16 protein-coding genes are annotated in these 16,990 nt (G+C 71.2%); all 16 read right to left on the bottom strand.

The genetic code is table 11. From position 1 onward, the window contains the following. Positions 1-55: 55 nt before the first annotated feature. Positions 56-178: a DUF6126 family protein gene (locus H4687_RS39065; protein ID WP_037704099.1), complete on the bottom strand. Its 123-nt coding sequence runs from the start codon at positions 176-178 to the stop codon at positions 56-58. Next, positions 175-807, bottom strand: a complete 633-nt coding sequence (locus H4687_RS39060; protein ID WP_046913567.1) for a helix-turn-helix domain-containing protein — start codon at positions 805-807, stop codon at positions 175-177. Before H4687_RS39060 ends, H4687_RS39065 begins: the two co-directional genes overlap by 4 nt. Before the next feature lie 96 nt (positions 808-903). Then, on the bottom strand, positions 904-2,313 hold the full coding sequence (locus tag H4687_RS39055) for an aspartate aminotransferase family protein (RefSeq protein ID WP_046913566.1): 1,410 nt from the start codon (positions 2,311-2,313) through the stop codon (positions 904-906). Further along, entirely contained in the window at positions 2,310-4,337 is a 2,028-nt protein-coding gene (gene dxs, locus H4687_RS39050) for a 1-deoxy-D-xylulose-5-phosphate synthase (RefSeq protein WP_046913565.1), read from the bottom strand. Before dxs ends, H4687_RS39055 begins: the two co-directional genes overlap by 4 nt. Positions 4,338-4,378: 41 nt before the next feature. After that, positions 4,379-5,536 (bottom strand): flavodoxin-dependent (E)-4-hydroxy-3-methylbut-2-enyl-diphosphate synthase, encoded by a 1,158-nt coding sequence (ispG, locus tag H4687_RS39045; RefSeq protein WP_046913564.1) that lies wholly within the window; start codon positions 5,534-5,536, stop codon positions 4,379-4,381. A gap of 4 nt (positions 5,537-5,540) precedes the next feature. Further along, on the bottom strand, positions 5,541-6,572 hold the full coding sequence (gene hpnH, locus H4687_RS39040; protein WP_020115183.1) for an adenosyl-hopene transferase HpnH: 1,032 nt from the start codon (positions 6,570-6,572) through the stop codon (positions 5,541-5,543). A gap of 5 nt (positions 6,573-6,577) precedes the next feature. Then, positions 6,578-7,222 carry a phosphorylase family protein gene (locus H4687_RS39035; protein ID WP_046913563.1) on the bottom strand — a complete coding sequence of 215 codons (645 nt, stop codon included), beginning with the start codon at positions 7,220-7,222 and terminating at the stop codon, positions 6,578-6,580. Continuing rightward, positions 7,222-9,216 (bottom strand): squalene--hopene cyclase, encoded by a 1,995-nt coding sequence (gene shc, locus H4687_RS39030; RefSeq protein WP_046913562.1) that lies wholly within the window; start codon positions 9,214-9,216, stop codon positions 7,222-7,224. The genes H4687_RS39035 and shc overlap by 1 nt, the downstream gene beginning before the upstream one ends. Before the next feature lie 137 nt (positions 9,217-9,353). Then, positions 9,354-10,427, bottom strand: coding sequence for a polyprenyl synthetase family protein (locus tag H4687_RS39025; protein ID WP_233443381.1), 1,074 nt, complete (start codon positions 10,425-10,427; stop codon positions 9,354-9,356). Between the two features lie 68 nt (positions 10,428-10,495). Continuing rightward, on the bottom strand, positions 10,496-11,923 hold the full coding sequence (gene hpnE / locus H4687_RS39020) for a hydroxysqualene dehydroxylase HpnE (protein ID WP_046913560.1): 1,428 nt from the start codon (positions 11,921-11,923) through the stop codon (positions 10,496-10,498). After that, positions 11,920-12,060 carry a DUF6380 family protein gene (locus tag H4687_RS48565; protein WP_225966952.1) on the bottom strand — a complete coding sequence of 47 codons (141 nt, stop codon included), beginning with the start codon at positions 12,058-12,060 and terminating at the stop codon, positions 11,920-11,922. Before H4687_RS48565 ends, hpnE begins: the two co-directional genes overlap by 4 nt. Further along, a complete protein-coding gene (gene hpnD / locus H4687_RS39015) occupies positions 12,060-13,010 on the bottom strand; it encodes a presqualene diphosphate synthase HpnD (RefSeq protein ID WP_046913559.1) in 951 nt (316 codons plus the stop codon). The genes H4687_RS48565 and hpnD overlap by 1 nt, the downstream gene beginning before the upstream one ends. Continuing rightward, a complete protein-coding gene (gene hpnC, locus H4687_RS39010; protein ID WP_046913558.1) occupies positions 13,007-13,909 on the bottom strand; it encodes a squalene synthase HpnC in 903 nt (300 codons plus the stop codon). Before hpnC ends, hpnD begins: the two co-directional genes overlap by 4 nt. A 416-nt stretch (positions 13,910-14,325) precedes the next feature. Further along, entirely contained in the window at positions 14,326-15,093 is a 768-nt protein-coding gene (locus H4687_RS39005; RefSeq protein ID WP_005484611.1) for an ABC transporter ATP-binding protein, read from the bottom strand. After that, a complete protein-coding gene (locus tag H4687_RS39000; RefSeq protein ID WP_046913557.1) occupies positions 15,086-16,015 on the bottom strand; it encodes an ABC transporter permease in 930 nt (309 codons plus the stop codon). Before H4687_RS39000 ends, H4687_RS39005 begins: the two co-directional genes overlap by 8 nt. A gap of 95 nt (positions 16,016-16,110) precedes the next feature. Next, positions 16,111-16,983 (bottom strand): glycosyltransferase family 2 protein, encoded by an 873-nt coding sequence (locus tag H4687_RS38995; RefSeq protein WP_225968267.1) that lies wholly within the window; start codon positions 16,981-16,983, stop codon positions 16,111-16,113. Between the last annotated feature and the right edge of the window lie 7 nt (positions 16,984-16,990).

Below are 16,990 nucleotides of genomic sequence, written 5' to 3'. Positions count from 1 at the left end.
GTGGCCGGGAGCAGTCGGCCGCACGGAACAGCCGTCCTCACCGGTCGCCCGGTGGCTACTGCTGGGCGCCGAGTTCGAACAGCAGGTAGATGAAGGCCGCGAAGACATGGCCGACCGCGATGTAGATGATGAGCCTGACCCACAGGGCACGGGGGAACTTCTCTTCCAGATCGGTCATGGGGTCTCTCCGGGAGTGATCGGCCCGAGGCACAGCGCGGCCGTAGGGCTCTGCAGCAGGGTGTGGACGAACAGGAGGTCGGCGCCGTCGTGGTCGGCGGCGGCGATGCGGTGCGGGGTGAGGGAGTCGAAGTGCGCGCTGTCACCGGGCGCGAGCAGATGCGCGGTGTCCCCGAGGCGCAGCCGCAGCCGCCCCGACAGCACGTAGAGCCACTCCTCGCCGGGATGCACCCGCACGATGTCGCCCTGCGAGCCGTGCGGCACATGGACGCGCAGGGCCTGCATCCCCCGCCCGGACGCACCCGCCTGCCAGTACGTCCAGCCGCCCGCCCGGGTGGGCTCCATGTCGGGGGCGCGCAGCACGGCGTCCCGCTCGGCGACGGTCTCGCCGAGCAGCTCCGAGACCGTCGTACCGTAGACGCGGGCCAGGGAGAGCAGCATCGGCAGTGAGGGCTGGCGCTGCCCGGTCTCCAGCCGGGAGAGATGCGCGGGCGAGAGTCCGGCGGCGCGGGCCGCGGCCTCCAGGGTGAGGGAGGCCCGGCGGCGCAGGGCCCGCAACTGCGGGGCGACGACGGGCAATTCCTCGTCCGGCGGGGGCTCGGGAGGGTGCGTACCCTCGGAGGGGCTCATGCCTCCATTCAGCCGCAGTTTTGCCTCTGCGGCAAATTCCTTGCCTCAGAGGCAAAAGCGGCACGCAGGCACCCGCGCTCGCCCGCACCTGGCCTTCTACCGGTTGGCCACCGCCTGCTTCACCAGGGTCCTGCCGAAGTCCCACATGAGTCCGCCCCCGCTGTGCGCGTCGTCCATGACCTCGGTGAACGCCTCGACGAACCGGTCCACCTCCCGCTCCCCGATGATCAGGGGCGGGATCAGCTTGATCACCTCCAGATGGTCGCCGGAGACCTGGGTGAGGATGCGGTGCCGCTGCAGCAGCGGTACGACGACCATCTGCGCGAACAGTCCCCTGCGGGCAGCCTGCAGCATCGTCCAACGGCTGCGCAGCTTCAGCGATCTGGGCCTGCCGAACTCGATGCCGATCATCAGACCCCGGCCGCGGACGTCGCTGAGCAGCTCGTACTTGTCGACCAGTGCCGTAAGACGGGCTTTCAGCAGCTCGCCCGTGGCCCGCGCGTTCGCCACGATCCGCTCGTCCTCCATGACGGAGAGGACGGCGAGCCCGGCGGCCATGGCCTGGGCGTTGGAGCCGAAGCTCGCCGAGTGCACGAGAACGCGGTCCATGGACGAGTAGACCTTCTTGAAGATCCACTCCTTGCCGAGGGTGGCTCCGACCGGGACATAGCCGCCGGAGAGTGCCTTCGCCACGCACACCAGATCGGGCTCGACCCCGTCCTCGTGCTGGTGGGCGTAGAAGTCCCCGGTCCGCCCGAGCCCGGTCTGCACCTCGTCGAGGATCAGCAGCGCCCTGTGCCGGTGCAGCAGTTCCCGGGCGGCGCGCAGATAGCCGGGCGGCGCCTCGTGCACGCCCTTGCCCTGGACGGGCTCGACGACGAGGGCGGCCACATCGCCCTTCTTCAACTCCCTCGCCAGCGCGTCGAGATCGCCGAGCGGTACGGCCGTGTCGGGCAGCAGCGGTGCGAAGCCGTCCCGGAAGCCGTCCTCGCCGTTGACGGAGAGCGAGCCGGTGGTGAGCCCGTGGAAGGCGTGGTGGCAGTACAGGACGCGCGGCCTGCCGGTGGCGTACCGGGCGAACTTCAGCGCGGTCTCGACGGCCTCCGTGCCGCTGTTGCCGAAGAACACCCGGTCCAGGTGGGGACTGTGGGCGAGCAGCTTCTCGGCGAGCAGTCCGGGCAGGGGCTGGCAGTCGAAGCGGGTCAGGTCGGCGAGCTGCGCGTCGAGCACGTCGTGCAGCGCCTTGCGGACCACGGGGTGGTGGCGGCCGAGCCCCATCACCCCGAACCCGGCGAGCATGTCCAGGTAGTCGTTGCCGTCCGCGTCCCAGAAGTACGCGCCCTCGGCCCGCTCGTAGACCTTGTCGAAGCCGATGGTGTGGAGCATGCGCGGGAGTTGGTGGTTGAGGTGCCGGGCGTGCAGCTCGTAGCGCTCCGCGCCGCGCTCGGCCAGGAGTCCGGCGAGGTCGAACCCCTCGCTACCGGCGGCGGGTTCCAGGGTGGTCATTGCGGTTTCTCCTCGGACGGCTCGGCCTCGGACGGCTCGGCCTCGGACGGCTTCGCCACAGACGGCACAGCCTCGGACGACGGCTCGGCCTCGGGCAGCACGGCCACGGACGGCTTCGCCACAGGCAGGTTCCCCTTCGCCGACTCGCCCTTGGCGGCCAGCGAGGCGCTGATCCGCCCGGCGATCTCGACCGGCGTCAGACCTATGTCCGCCAGCACCTCCCCGCGCTTGGCGTGCGGGAGGAACTGCTCCGGAATCCCGAACCGCCGTACGGGCACGTCGACCTCGGCGTCCCCCAGCGCGAGGGCGACCGCCGAACCGACCCCGGCGGCCCGGCTGTTGTCCTCCACGACGGCCACCAGACGGTGTGCGTCGGCGAGCCACGGCAGCGCGGGGTCGACGGGCTTGACCCAGCGGGGGTCGACGACCGTGCAGCCGATGCCCCGCGCCTCCAGCAGCTCCGCGGCCCGCAGACACACCGACGCCATCACGCCGACGGCGACCAGCAGTACCGCCGGATCGTCCGAGGAGGCCGAGCGGTGCAGGACGTCCATGCCGCCCACCCGCTCCAGGGACGGGATCTCCGGCCCCACCGACTCCTTCGGGAACCGGATCAGCGTGGGGGCGTCGTCCACCGCGACGGCTTCCCGCAACTGGGTCCGCAACTGCTCGGCGTCGCGCGGGGCGGCGATCCGCAGCCCGGGTACGACCTGGAGGACGGACATGTCCCACATGCCGTTGTGCGACGCACCGTCGACACCGGTCACGCCGGCGCGGTCCAGGACGAAGGTGACCCCGCACCGGTGCAGGGCCACGTCCATCAGCAACTGGTCGAAGGCCCGGTTGAGGAAGGTCGCGTAGACGGCCACGACGGGGTGCAGGCCGCCCGTGGCGAGGCCGGCCGCCGACACGGTGGCGTGCTGCTCGGCGATGCCGACGTCCCACACCCGGTCGGGGAACTTCTCCGCGAACCGGCCGAGGCCCACCGGGTGCAGCATGGCCGCCGTGACGGCCACGACGTCCTCGCGCTCGTCGCCGATCCGGACGATCTCGTCGCCGAAGACCGAGGTCCAGGACGGTCCGCCGGCCGGGGTGAGCGGCTCGCAGGTCATCGGGTCCATCACGCCGACCGTGTGGAAGTGGTCCTCCTCGTTGGCCAGCGCGGGCTCGTAGCCCCGGCCCTTCTGCGTCAGGCAGTGCACCAGGACCGGGCCGTGGAAGCGCTTGGCGCGGCGCAGCGCCGACTCGACGGCCTTGATGTCGTGCCCGTCGATCGGGCCGACGTACTTCAGGCCCAGGTCCTCGAACATGCCCTGCGGCGCGAACGCGTCCTTGAAGCCCTTCTTGGCGCCGTGCAGTGCCTCGTAGACCTCCTTGCCGACGACCGGGGTGCGCAGCAGGACCTCCTTGCCCCAGGCGAGGAACTGCTCGTAGCCGTCGGTGGTGCGCAGGGTCGCGAGGTGGTTGGCGAGGCCGCCGATGGTCGGGGAGTACGAGCGTTCGTTGTCGTTGACGACGATGATCAGCGGCCGGTCCTTGGCGGCCGCGATGTTGTTGAGCGCCTCCCAGGCCATGCCGCCGGTGAGCGCGCCGTCGCCGATGACCGCGACCACATGGCCCCGCTCCCCCAGCACCTGGCGGGCCTTGGCGAGGCCGTCCGCCCAGCCGAGGGCGGTGGAGGCGTGGCTGTTCTCGACGATGTCGTGCTCGGACTCCGCGCGCGAGGGGTACCCGGACAGGCCCCCCTTGCCGCGCAGTTTGGAGAAGTCCTGCCGCCCGGTCAGCAGCTTGTGCACATAGCTCTGGTGACCGGTGTCCCAGACGATGCGGTCGACGGGTGACTCGAAGACCCGGTGGAGCGCGACGGACAGTTCCACCACCCCCAGGTTGGGCCCCAGGTGACCACCGGTCCTGGCGACCGCGTGCACCAGGAACTCCCGGATTTCTTCGGCCAGTTCACCGAGTTCCGCCTCGGTCAGCGCCTTCAGGTCGCGCGGTTGCCGGATGCTCTCCAGAATCGTCACGTCGGGCCCCCTCTCGATCCGTGCTCTCTCAGCCCGTGTTGTCAGCTCACGGTGACCGCCGGTTCCCCCGACGCGACGCCGTCCCGTTCCATCCGCTCGGCGATCTTCATCGCCTCGTCGATGAGGGTCTCCACGATCTTCGACTCGGGCACGGTCCTGATGACCTCGCCCTTCACGAAGATCTGCCCCTTTCCGTTGCCGGAGGCGACCCCCAGGTCCGCCTCCCGCGCCTCCCCGGGTCCGTTGACGACGCAGCCCATGACCGCGACCCGCAACGGCACCTCCATGCCCTCCAGCCCGGCGGTGACCTCGTCCGCCAGCCGGTACACGTCGACCTGCGCGCGCCCGCACGAGGGGCACGAGACGATCTCCAGCCGCCGCTGTCGCAGGTTCAGCGACTCCAGGATCTGGATGCCGACCTTGATCTCCTCGACCGGCGGAGCGCTCAGCGACACCCGGATCGTGTCGCCGATCCCCTCGGCGAGCAGCGCCCCGAAGGCGACGGCGGACTTGATCGTCCCCTGGAAGGCGGGACCGGCCTCGGTCACCCCGAGGTGCAGGGGGTAGGCGCACCGGGCGGCCAGCTGCCGGTACGCCTCGATCATCACGACCGGGTCGTTGTGCTTGACCGAGATCTTGATGTCCCGGAAGCCGTGCTCCTCGAACAGCGACGCCTCCCACAGCGCGGACTCCACCAGCGCCTCGGGCGTCGCCTTCCCGTACTTCTGCAGGAGGCGCCGGTCGAGCGAGCCGGCGTTGACCCCGATCCGGATCGGGGTCGCGTGGTCCTTCGCGGCCCGCGCGATCTCCTTGACCTTGTCGTCGAACTGCTTGATGTTGCCCGGGTTGACCCGCACCGCCGCGCAGCCGGCCTCGATCGCCGCGAACACGTACTTCGGCTGGAAGTGGATGTCCGCGATCACCGGGATCTGCGACTTGCGGGCGATGGCGGCGAGGGCGTCCGCGTCGTCCTGCGTGGGGCAGGCGACGCGGACGATCTGGCAGCCGGACGCGGTGAGTTCGGCGATCTGCTGCAGGGTGGCGCCGATGTCCGACGTACGGGTCGTCGTCATCGACTGCACCGAGACGGGGGCTCCGCCCCCGACCGCCACCGACCCCACCTGGATGCCTCGCGACACGCGTCGCTCGGCGATCGGCCGGACCGGTACCTCGGGGACGCCCAGCGACACGGCGGTCATGGCGTCACCCCTGGTTCCCGTGGTTGCCGGAGACGGTCTCGCGCATGGCGCGCAGGGACTCCTTCAGGGAGCCCATGGTGGCGAGGACCGCGGTCGGCTCGTAGCCGCAGTGCGCCATGCAGTTGGCGCAGCGCGGGTCCTTGCCGCGGCCGTACGCGTCCCAGTCGGTGTCCTCGATCAGTTCCCGGTACGTGGTGACGTACCCGTCGCTCATCAGGTAGCAGGGCTTCTGCCAGCCGAAGAGGGAGTAGTTGGGGATCGCCCACGCCGTGCACGGGAAGTCGACCTTGCCCTCCAGGAAGTCGAGGAACAGGGGCGAGTGGTTGAGCCGCCAGCGTCGGCGGTTGCCGCCGGAGAAGGCCTTCTTGAACAGTTCGCGGGTCTGCTCGACGCCGAGGAAGTGCTCCTGGTCGGGGGCCTTCTCGTAGGCGTAGGCGGGCGAGATCATCATCTCGTCGACCTGGAGGTCGTCGTTGAGGAAGTTGAGGACCTCGATGATGGTCTGCGGGGTGTCGGTGTTGAAGAAGGTCGAGTTGGTGGTCACCCGGAAGCCGCGCCGCTTGGCCTCCTTGATGGCGGCGACCGCCTCGTCGAACACCCCTTCCTTCGCCACCGACTCGTCGTGCCGCTCCCGCAGACCGTCGATGTGCACGGCGAACGCGAAGTACGGCGAGGGCTTGAACTTCTCCATCTTCTTGCGCAGCAGCAGGGCGTTGGTGCACAGGAAGACGTACTTCCTCTTTGCCACCAGCTGCCGGACGATCTCGTCGATCTGGGGGTGCATCAGGGGCTCGCCGCCGGCGATCGACACCATCGGCGCACCGGACTCCAGGACGGCGCCCACGGCCTGCGCCACCGGCATGCGCTGCTTGAGCACGCCCGCCGGGTGCTGGATCTTGCCGCAGCCCTCGCACTTCAGGTTGCAGGCGTAGAGCGGTTCCAGCTCGACGATCAGCGGGAACTTGTCCCGCTTGCGGAGCTTCTGTTCAGCGAGATACGTCGCCACCTTGATGGACTGGCGGAGCGGCATGGCCATCTGGCTCACCTCCTGGGGAGCAGCAAGGAACGGTGCCATTCGTAGTAAGCGGGAAGGACGGCACGAAGAACGCGGAAAGCTGATATTCCACCGCGTACCGTGCCGATCCGGACCAGTTCATGCTCTGGAGCGTCCACGACCACCCGGACGGCCGCAACCGGGCGTGCGCCGGATCTCACGGCGCAGTGGAGCGTGACGGCGGACTCCATGTCGACGGCGAGTGCGCCGGTCGCGTGGAGATCGGACCGTTCCTGGCCGCGTACGACGTGGTCGGACCCGGTGAGCGGGCCGGTGTGGACCGCGCGTCCGGGCACGGCGCGCTCCAGCTCCTTGACCAGGCGTCCGGTGGAGACGCACGGAGTCACGGCGCCGTCCGGCCCCCAGGTCTCCTCGGCGACGACCAGGTCGCCGGGGTGCATGCCCGGGGCGAGTCCGGCGCAGAACCCGGTGGCCAGTACGGCCGCCCCGCGCAGCCCCGGGTCGGCGAGCAGCCGGGTGACCGACCGCTCGGCGGCCCTCGGCCCCATGCCGGTGCGCAGGACGGTGACCGGGCCCCCGGCGCCGCCCCGGTCGCCGCTGCGCAGGGCGAGCTGTTCGATGCCGAGCGCGCAGGCGATCAGCAGCGGGGCCGGGGCGGAGGGCGCCTCCATCAGCGTCCCCCGGGCTTCAGGAGGGCCGGCTCGCCGTGGACGTACCGGCCGAGCGCGGTGAGCGGGAAGACCTGGCGGTAGAGGTGGTAGTTGATCGAGAAGTCCCAGGGGAAGCCGGTGCCGGTGAAGTACGGCTCGTCCCAGGAGCCGTCCTCGCGCTGGGTCCGGGCCAGCCACTCGACGCCACGCTCGGTGGCCTTGGTGTCGCGCTCCCCCGCCGCCAGCAGCGCGAGCAGCGCCCACGCGGTCTGGGAGGCGGTGGAGGCGCCCTTGCCGCCCCATTCGGCGGGGTCGGGGTAGGAGCGCAGGTCCTCGCCCCAGCCGCCGTCGTCGTTCTGCACGGTCTCCAGCCAGGCCACGGCGCGGCGGATCGCGGGGTGCGCGGCGGGCAGCCCGGCGGTCACCAGGGCGGGGACCACCGACCCGGTGCCGTAGACGTAGTTGACGCCCCAGCGGCCGAACCAGGCGCCGCTGGGCTCCTGTTCGGCGAGCAGCCACTCGATGCCGCGCCGGGTGCGCGGGTCGTGGGACAGGCCCTCCGCCGCGAGCATCTCCACCACGTGCGCGGTGACGTCGGCGGACGGCGGGTCGATGACCTCGCCGAAGTCGCAGAACGGCAGCCGGTTGGGGAACGGGCTGGTGTTGTCGGCGTCGAACGCGCCCCACGCCCCGTTCCGGGACTGCATGCCGAGCGTCCAGCGCACCCCGCGCCGCACCGCCTTCTCCACCCGCTCGGGGTCGTGGTGCCTGACCCGGCGCAGGGCGAGGACGACCTCGGCGGTGTCGTCGATGTCGGGGTAGTTGTCGTTGTGGAATTCGAACGCCCAGCCGCCGGGCGGGAGTTGGGGCCGTTTCACCGACCAGTCGCCGGGGCGGACGATCTCCTCGCCGAGCATCCAGTCGGCGGCCTTGACCAGTTGGGGGTGGTCGGCGGGCAGGCCGGCGTCGGCGAGGGCGATGGTGGCGAGGCAGGTGTCCCACACCGGGGACTGGCACGCCTCGATCATCCGGGCCCCGTCCTCGCGCCACACGGCGAACCGGTCGAGGGACTCCAGCCCGGCCCGCATCACGGGGTGCCGGAGGTCGTAGCCGAGCAGGTGCAGCGCGATGATCGAGTACACGGCGGGGGGCTGGATGCCGCCCCAGCAGCCGTCGTTCTCCTGACGCTCGACGATCCAGCGGGCCGCTCGGTTCATGGCCGCCCGGCGCAGCCGCCTCGGCGCCACCCTGTGGTAGCCGTGCAGGGCCCGGTCGAGCCGCTGGAAGGCGCCCTCCCAACTGCCCAGTGGATCCAGGGGTCTGGGGGGATTCGGCCGCCCCGGGTCGGCGTGCAGCTCGTCGAGCGGGAACGGCGCGGGCCGCACCGGGCGCTTGGCCGAGACGACGGTCAGCGGCACGATCGTCTGGCGGGCCCAGCAGCCGAAGTCGTAGATGTTCAGCGGCATCCACTGCGGGAAGTAGAGGATCTCCGGCGGCATCTCCGGCAGGTCGTCCCACTTCCACCAGCCGAACAGCGCCAGCCAGATGCGGGTGAAGACCCGGGCGGCGGCGATCCCGCCCCGCTCCCGGATCCACGCCGACGCCCGCGCCATGTGCGGCTCGGCCGGGTCGTCCCCCGCCAGCCGCAGCGCGACGTACGCCTCGACGGTGGCGGAGAGGTCGGACGGGCCGCCGTAGAAGGTGGCCCAGGTGCCGTCCGGGCGCTGCTCGCCCCGGATGTGGAGCGCGGCGGCGCGCGTGGTCCTGTCGTCGCGGATGCCCAGGAACTGGCGGAGCAGCAGGTCCTCGGCGTCCATGGTGACGTTGGTCTCCAGGTCGCCCTTCCACCAGCCCTGGGCGTCCTGTCGGGCGAGCAGGAGGTCGGTGGCCCGCCGTACGGCGTGCACGGCAGCCTCCTGGACCCCTGCCGCCACAGGAGTGCCGTGGTCGGTGTCGCTGGCCGAGGGGGCGCGGGGCGGCAGGGCCCCGGTGCTTCCGTCGGTCGTCGCTGTCATGGCTTCCCCTTCGTGCAGTGGACGGATCTCTCTGCGGTGGGTCAGCCGTCGGCCGGTGCGTGTCCGGTGACGGGCACCGGCCGGCGACTACGCGAGCACTATTCGACCGGTGAGGGTCGACTCCTGGGTGAAGGCGGTCATCTCTTCCGTACGACGACGAAGTCGGCGAGCGCCGCGAACTGCTCCCGCACCCGCTCCGGCATCCGGATCGAGTCGAGCGCCTCGACGGCGATCGTGTGCTGGCGGCGGGCCTCCTGGGCGGTCCACTCCCGGCCGCCCGCCTCCTCGATGAGGGCGGCGCGCACGGCGAACTCCTCCTCGGAGAAGTTCTCGAAGTCGCTGCTCTTGGCGTCGGCGGCGAGGAGTTCACCGAGCTGTTCGGAGGCCGGACCGCCGGCCGCGAGCGCGGCGACGACCGGCAGGGACTTCTTGCGCTGGCGCAGATCGCTCCAGGTCTGCTTGCCCGTGGCGACCGGGTCGCCCCAGATGCCCAGCAGGTCGTCGACGGCCTGGAAGGCGAGGCCCAGGTGGTAGCCGTACTTCTCCAGGGTGTCGGCGGTGTGGTCGTCCGCGCCGCCGAGGACGGCGCCGATGGAGCACGCGCAGGCGAGGAGGGCGCCGGTCTTGTTGCCCTCCATCTCCAGGCACTCCTCGACGGTGACCCGCTCGCGGTGCTCGTAGGAGATGTCCTGGGCCTGCCCGTCGATGAGCGCCCGGGTCGCGGTGGTGACGCGGCGGGTGGCGCGGGCCGCCTCGGCGGTGCCCAGTTCGAGGAGGATCTCGTTGGCGAGGACCATCAGGGCGTCGCCGACGAGGATGGCCTGGGCGGGGCCGTGGACCTTCCAGACGGTGTCGCGGTGGCGGCGCTGTTCGTCGCCGTCCATCAGGTCGTCGTGCAGCAGCGAGAAGTTGTGCACCAGCTCCACCGCGACCGCGCCGGGGATGCCGGTCTCGGGTGCGGCGCCGGTGACCTCGGCGGACATGACGGCGAGCGCGGGGCGTACGGCCTTGCCGCCGTCGCCGTCCGCCGGGTTGCCGTGGGCGTCGATCCAGCCGAAGTGGTAGGCGGCGACGGTGTCCATGGGGGGCGCCAGCCGGTCGACGGCCGCCCGCAGCACGGGTGTGGCCAGGGTCCGCCCGCGCTCCAGGAGCGCGGTCACGTCCACCGCGGTCCTCGCGGCGGCCGTCACGGCCGGGGGCACAGTGGGCACAGTCTCTCCAGATGTCGATGTGTTCGTGGTACCGAGAGTGCGGGAACCGTTTCTGCGCGCGTCGAGCCTCACGCGGCCTCCTCGAAGTCGAAGAGGTGGTCCCGGGGCCGGCCCAGAGCGGCGAGGGCGGCGTCCGCCGCGCCGATGCCGCTGCGGACCGCACTCTCCATGGTCGCGGGCCACCCGGTGGCGGTCCACGCTCCGGCCAGGTACAGGCCGGGTGCCTTGGTGCGGGCGCCGGGCCTGAGCCGTCCGACGCCGGGGGTGGGAGCGAACGTCGCCGTGCGCTCCCGGGTCACGAAGAAGTCCCGCACCCGCGCGTCGCGCGCGGCGGGCAACAGCCGTTCCAGCTCGGGCAGATAGCGCGCGCGCAGTGCGGAGACGGGGGTGTCGATCTCGTCCCGGGCGGCGGACTGCGACAGCGCCAGATACTGCCCCTCGCGCAGCCCGGACGCGTCGGTCCGGTCGAAGACCCACTGCACGGGCGAGCCGAGCGCCGCGAAGAACGGCTTGCTCAGCACCCTGCGGTCGTACACGACATGGACGTTGAGGATCGGCGCGGTGCCGATCTCCAGCAGCCGTCTTGGCTCGTCGAGCGCGCCCCCGGGCAGCAGGTCGTACGTCTCGCGCTGCGGTACGGCGAGGACGACCGTGTCGGCGTCGAGGCTCTCGCCGGGCGTCTCGACGCGCCAACTCCCGTTCCCCGCGGGGGAGATGGAGGTGACGCGGGTACGCAGTACGGTGCGGACGCCCGCCGAGTCGAGCGCCTTGCGGGTCAGCCGGTCGTGCAGTTCGCCCAGCGGGACATGCGCCCAGCCGATGTCGGCGGCGCCCGGCTCGGACAGCAGACCGGTCTTGAACACCATCGCGGCGAGTCCGAGGGAGGCGTCCCGGGCGACCGCGTTGAGGGTGGCGACCCCCACGAGGTCCCACAGCGCCTCGACGGCCCGCGCCGACTGGCCGTGCGCGGCGAGCCAGCCGCCGAAGTCCTGTTCGTCCAGGGCGGGATCGGCGAGGTCGAGGGCCTTGAGCGCCAGCGCGGCCCGCCCCACCTTCGCGCGCTCGGCGAGCGAGAGGTGGGTGTACGTGGCGAGACTGCGCCCCAGGTGCAGGGGGACGGGCAGCGCGTCGCGCCGCAGTCTGCCGAGCCGTCGCCCGGGCCTGCCCCCGGCGTCGAGAACCGGCACGTCGAGACGATCCTGCAGGGGCGCGAGCGCGGCCGCGTCGACGCGGTCGAGGAACCAGCGGTAGGCGGTGCAGCATCGCAGGTAGACGTGCTGGCCGTTGTCGACGGTGAGGTCGCCGCGCCGGAAGGAGAAGGCCAGTCCGCCGAGGCGGGGCCGTCCCTCCAGGAGGGTGACCCGGACGCCGGCGTCGGCCAGCGAGAGCGCGGCGGTGACACCGGCCAGTCCCCCGCCGACCACCACGGCCGTGCCGCGGGGCCGGTCCGTACGATCCTCGTCCGGCAGTCCCTCGGACTGCGCGCCGTCGGTCATCGTGCACCCTCCCCTGCCGGTCCGCCGGAGTGCCGCATCCCGCCGCGGAGGACCGTCGCAGTCAGGGACGCCGCGGTGGTGCGGAGGGTTGCGTACCGCTTTTCCCCGATGGGTTCGTCTTGGAGCGAATTGTCCATCAGACGCGCCTCCTGACGGTTCGGCGCGACACATGGCGGGCGTCCAGACCGGAGAGGCCGCGTACGGCGACGTACGCCTTCTCGCGGCCGGGCAGCGAGACCCGGCCGCGCAGCACGGCCTCCGGCTCGCGCTCGATGCGGTCCAGCAGACGGCGGTAGATGCCGGCCATGGCCGCCACGCAGGCGCCGCTGCGGCGGTCGAGCATCGGCAGCAGCCGGTAGCCCTCGGCGAACAGGGCGCGGGCCCGGCGCACTTCGAAGTGCACCAGACCCGCGAAGTCGGAGTCGGCCGGCGGGAGAGGCCCGGCGAACCCGGCCGAGCAGCCGAACTTCGCGAGGTCGTCGGCGGGCAGGTAGGTGCGGCCGCCCACGGCGTCCTCGCGAACGTCCCTGAGGATGTTGGTCAGTTGGAGGGCGAGCCCGAGGGTGTCGGCGTACTCCGGAGCGCGTTCCGCGCCGCGCACACCCGGCTCGGTGCCGAAGACGCCGAGGGAGAGCCGCCCGATGGAACCGGCGACGCAGCGGCAGTAGACCTTCAGGTCGTCCCAGGTCTCGTAGTGCTCGCCGCGTACGTCCATGAGGACGCCGTCGATGAGTTCGTCGAGCGCGTCGAGCGGGATCGGGAAGGCCGCCCCGGCATGGGCGAGGGCGACCGCGACGGGATCGGTGTCGTCCTCGTCGACCGAGCCGTCCCGGACCCGGGTGAGCAGCGCCCGGGTCTCCTCCAGCCGGGCCGTCTTGGCCTCGACCGCGAGCGCGCCGTCACCGATGTCGTCGACGCGCCGGGAGAAGGCGTACAGCGCGGACATCGCGCGGCGCTTGGGCGTCGGCAGCAGCCTGATGCCGTAGGCGAAGTTACGGGCCTGCTGTCCGGTGACGGCCTCGCAGTAGCTGTAGGCGGCGAGTACCGGCGCGGACATGTCTGTTTCCGACTCCACGGTCCGGATCACCCCTCTCCTCGCAGGGTCGCGCCCACCTCGCGCAGCAGCCGGAGCTTGCCGGGCTTGGGCGGGCCGGGAAGTACGTCGAATTCGGCGGCGGCGATCGCGTGGAGCGCCGCCCTTCCGCCCGCCACGAACCCCGCGAGGAGCAGCCGCAGCCTGCCGTGGACGCTGCTCACGAGGGGGGCGCCGTCGCTCAGGAGTCGACGGGCGCGCTCCGCCTCGTACGCGACCAGGGCGCGCACCGACGCGCCCGCGGTGGGTGCGGCGAGGTCCCTCTCCTGCACGTGGAAGCGCTTCATGTCCGTAGCGGGGAGATAGATCCGGTCGCGGCCCAGGTCCTCGGCGATGTCCTGCAGATGCTCGACGATCTGCAGCGCGGTGCAGATCGCGTCGGAGTGCCGGACCCGCTCGGGGGTGGTGGTGCCGGTGACGGCGAGGACCAGGTGGCCGACGGGGTTGGCGGACAGCGCGCAGTAGGCGAGCAGGTCGTCGTAGGTCTCGTACCGCTTGACCAGTTGGTCCTGGCGGTTGGCGGCGATCAGGGCGAGGAACGGATCGGGGGTGAGGCGGCGGTCGCGGACCGTGCGCCGCAGACGGCGCAGCAGCGGGTGGTTCGGGGTGCCGTCGAAGACCCGGGCGAGGTCGGCCTCGAAGGCGTCGAGGAGGAGCGGTCGGTCGTCGGCGTCCTCGGGGGTCACGCCGAGCAGGCGGGCGTCGGCGCCGCCGGGGGCGAGGTCGCCGTCGCCGATGTCGTCGACGAGGCGGGCGAAGCCGTAGACGGCCATGAGGTCGTCGCGCCAGGCCCGAGGCAGGAAGAACGGGGCGACGGGGAAGTTCTCGGTCCCGGCCTTGTCGAGGGTGTCGCGCTCCGGGTCCCCGGTGCGCGCCGTCCCGGCTTCGGTCACCGCTCGTCACCCGGCGCGGGCACGGCGGAAGCGTGGTTGAGCTGGGGAGTCTCCGTAACCATGGCCGTCACATCTCCCGTTCTACACTGCCGACCCAAGACGCACTATTTCGGACACGCCGCCCAGTGGGCGGCGTCTGCGGCGGATGCCGGGTGTCGCGCATTATGGACCCACTTGCCGCGATTCGGCACCGTTACAGCTTACGTTGTACAACGCACCATGCTCCGTCGGGGTGTCCTGCACATCACAAGAAAGCACCGATTGCCCCCAAGATTCCTACGGGCGGCCGGAGTTGACACGGTCCTTGCCGATCCTTGCCGAAGTTGGCGTTTCCTTTGCGGACGCGGCTCCCCGGTATCCCTTGCAGACGCCGGGCCCCACCGGAACAGTTCCGGTGGGGCCCGGGTCGTTCGGGACTACTTGCCCGTGAACTTCTCGTATTCCTTCAGGACCTCGTCCGTCGGGCCGTCCATGCGCAGTTCGCCGCGTTCCAGCCACAGCACCCGGTCGCAGGTGTCCCGGATGGACTTGTTGTTGTGGCTGACCAGGAAGACCGTGCCGGCCTCCTTGCGCAACTCGCGGATACGGGCCTCGGACCGCTTCTGGAACGCGCGGTCGCCGGTGGCGAGGGCCTCGTCGATCATCAGCACGTCGTGGTCCTTGGCCGCCGCGATGGAGAACCGCAGCCGGGCCGCCATGCCGGAGGAGTAGGTACGCATCGGCAGGGTGATGAAGTCGCCCTTCTCGTTGATGCCCGAGAAGTCGACGATGCCCTGGTAGCGCTCCCTGATCTGCTCGCGGGACATACCCATCGCGAGGCCGCCCAATATGACGTTCCGCTCGCCCGTGAGGTCGTTCATCAGGGCGGCGTTGACGCCGAGCAGCGAGGGCTGGCCGTCGGTGTAGACCTTGCCCTTCTCCGCCGGGAGCAGACCGGCGATCGCGCGCAGCAGGGTGGACTTGCCGGAGCCGTTGGAGCCGATCAGTCCGATGGCCTCGCCTCGGTAGGCGATGAAGGAGACGCCCTTGACGGCGTGCACCTTGCGTACGCCGCGCTCCTCGCCGCGCTTGACGATGCGGCTGAGGGCGGCGGTCGCGCTGCCCTTGCCGGTCTTGGCGCCGTTGACGCGGTAGACGATGTGCAGTTCGTCCGCGATGACGGTGGGGATGAGTGACTCAGCCACGGCCGTACCTCTCCTCCGCCTTCCAGAAGTACACGAAGCCACCGAGCGCGATCAGCGCGGCCCAGCCGGCGGCCACGGCCCACACGTGCGGGGGCAGGTTCTCGCGGCCGTAGCCGTCGATCAGCGCGAAGCGCATCAGGTCCATGTAGATCGCGGCCGGGTTCCACTGCAGGACGTCGGCGATCCACTGGGGGTGGTCCTCCAGCATCACCGGGATGGAGAACATCACGCCGGAGGCGTACATCCAGGTCCGCATCACGAACGGCATCAGCTGCGCGAGGTCCGGGGTCTTGGACCCCATGCGGGCCATGATCAGCGCGAGGCCGGTGTTGAAGAGGAACTGCAGCACCAGCACGGGGACGATCAGCAGCCAGGACAGCCTCGGGTAGCTGCCGAAGCCGACCGCGACGCAGAACAGCACGATCATCGAGAACAGCAGCTGCTGGAGCTGCTGGAGCGCGAAGGAGATCGGCAGCGAGGCACGCGGGAAGTGCAGGGCGCGCACCAGCCCGAGGTTGCCGGAGATCGCGCGGACGCCCGCCATCACCGAACTCTGGGTGAAGGTGAACACGAACACACCCGTGACCAGGAACGGGATGTACACCTCGCGCGGCATGCCGCGGTCGGCCCCCAGGATGAGGCCGAAGATCAGGAAGTACACCAGCGCGTTGAGCAGCGGGGTGGCCACCTGCCACAGCTGGCCGAGCTTGGCCTGGCTGTACTGCGCGGTGAGCTTCGCCTGGGAGAAGGCCAGGATGAAGTGACGCCGCCCCCACATCTGGCGGACGTACTCCACGAGTCCGGGCCGGGCGCCGCTCACGGCGAGCCCGTACTTGGCGGCCAGTTCCGTCGCGGAGAGCCCGTCGTCGGGCGACGGACGGTCGCTCACCACAACCCTGCCGTCATGCGTTGTCTCACTCACAAATGGAAACTTTCGTCCTCAAAGTGCGCAGCCTGGTCGGGCCGAGGCGGAAACCTGGGCCGGGTACGGCCGAATGCTCTCAGATTTCGAGCTTGTCAGATGACGGGCGGTCGGCCCAGTCGGGTCAGCCGCCACACCGTACGCCACTTCATGGGCCGGCGGGGGCCGCAGGGGCTCGTCCAGCCCTCCTTGAAACCGCCGAACCAGGCCTTCAGCGCCGGCCCTGAGGGCTTGCGCAGGAGGGTCAGCAGCAGCCAGACGCCCAGGTAGACCGGGACGAGTGGGGCCGGGAGGTTGCGGCGCGCGAGCCAGACGCGGTTGCGCGCGACCATGCGGTGGTAGACCGCGTGCCGGGAGGGGGCGGTCGTGGGGTGGTACAGCACCATGTCGGAGCGGTAGTCGATCATCCAGCCCGCGTCGAGGGCGCGCCAGGCGAGGTCGGTCTCCTCGTGCGCGTAGAAGAACTCGTCCGGGAGCCCGCCGACTTCGGCGAAGACCTGGGTGCGTACGGCGTTGGCGCCGCCGAGGAAGGTGGTGACCCGGGAGGAGCGCATCGGGTCGGCGGCCCGCAGCCGGGGGACATGGCGCCGCTGGGTCTGCCCGGTGTCCGGGTCGGCGATCCGGAAGCTGACGATGCCGAGTCGCGGGTCCTCCTCGAAGGCCCGGCGGCAGAGTTCGGCGGTGTCGTGGTGGGCGAGCAGGCCGTCGTCGTCGAGGAAGAGGAGCACGTCGACGTCCCGGCCGCTGGGGCCGAACGCCTCTATCCCTATGTTGCGGCCGCCGGGGATGCCGAGGTTCTCGGGCAGCTCGACCGTCCGTACGCCCTCGGGGACGTCCGGGACGGGCGAGCCGTTGCCGACGACGACCACCTCGACCCGGTCGCCCTCCTGCTTGGCGACCGAGTCGAGGAGGGCGCGGAGTTCGTCGGGGCGGTTGCCCATGGTGATGATCACCGCGCCGACCTTCATGGCGCCG

The organism is Streptomyces stelliscabiei (genome assembly GCF_014873495.1).
GTDB classification, from domain to species: domain Bacteria; phylum Actinomycetota; class Actinomycetes; order Streptomycetales; family Streptomycetaceae; genus Streptomyces; species Streptomyces bottropensis.
Note: the sequence above shows the minus strand (reverse complement) of the source record. Positions and strands in the feature narration are given on the sequence as shown.

What these genes read in the sequence shown, in the direction of transcription:
- H4687_RS39055 (WP_046913566.1), bottom strand. Translation starts at nt 2,313, where the DNA reads ATGACCACCCTGGAACCCGCCGCCGGTAGCGAGGGGTTCGACCTCGCC.
- H4687_RS39065 (WP_037704099.1), bottom strand. Translation starts at nt 178, where the DNA reads ATGACCGATCTGGAAGAGAAGTTCCCCCGTGCCCTGTGGGTCAGGCTC.
- H4687_RS48565 (WP_225966952.1), bottom strand. Translation starts at nt 12,060, where the DNA reads ATGGACAATTCGCTCCAAGACGAACCCATCGGGGAAAAGCGGTACGCA.
- shc (WP_046913562.1), bottom strand. Translation starts at nt 9,216, where the DNA reads ATGACAGCGACGACCGACGGAAGCACCGGGGCCCTGCCGCCCCGCGCC.
- hpnE (WP_046913560.1), bottom strand. Translation starts at nt 11,923, where the DNA reads ATGACCGACGGCGCGCAGTCCGAGGGACTGCCGGACGAGGATCGTACG.
- H4687_RS39060 (WP_046913567.1), bottom strand. Translation starts at nt 807, where the DNA reads ATGAGCCCCTCCGAGGGTACGCACCCTCCCGAGCCCCCGCCGGACGAG.
- H4687_RS38995 (WP_225968267.1), bottom strand. Translation starts at nt 16,983, where the DNA reads ATGAAGGTCGGCGCGGTGATCATCACCATGGGCAACCGCCCCGACGAA.
- ispG (WP_046913564.1), bottom strand. Translation starts at nt 5,536, where the DNA reads ATGACCGCCGTGTCGCTGGGCGTCCCCGAGGTACCGGTCCGGCCGATC.
- H4687_RS39035 (WP_046913563.1), bottom strand. Translation starts at nt 7,222, where the DNA reads ATGGAGGCGCCCTCCGCCCCGGCCCCGCTGCTGATCGCCTGCGCGCTC.
- hpnH (WP_020115183.1), bottom strand. Translation starts at nt 6,572, where the DNA reads ATGGCCATGCCGCTCCGCCAGTCCATCAAGGTGGCGACGTATCTCGCT.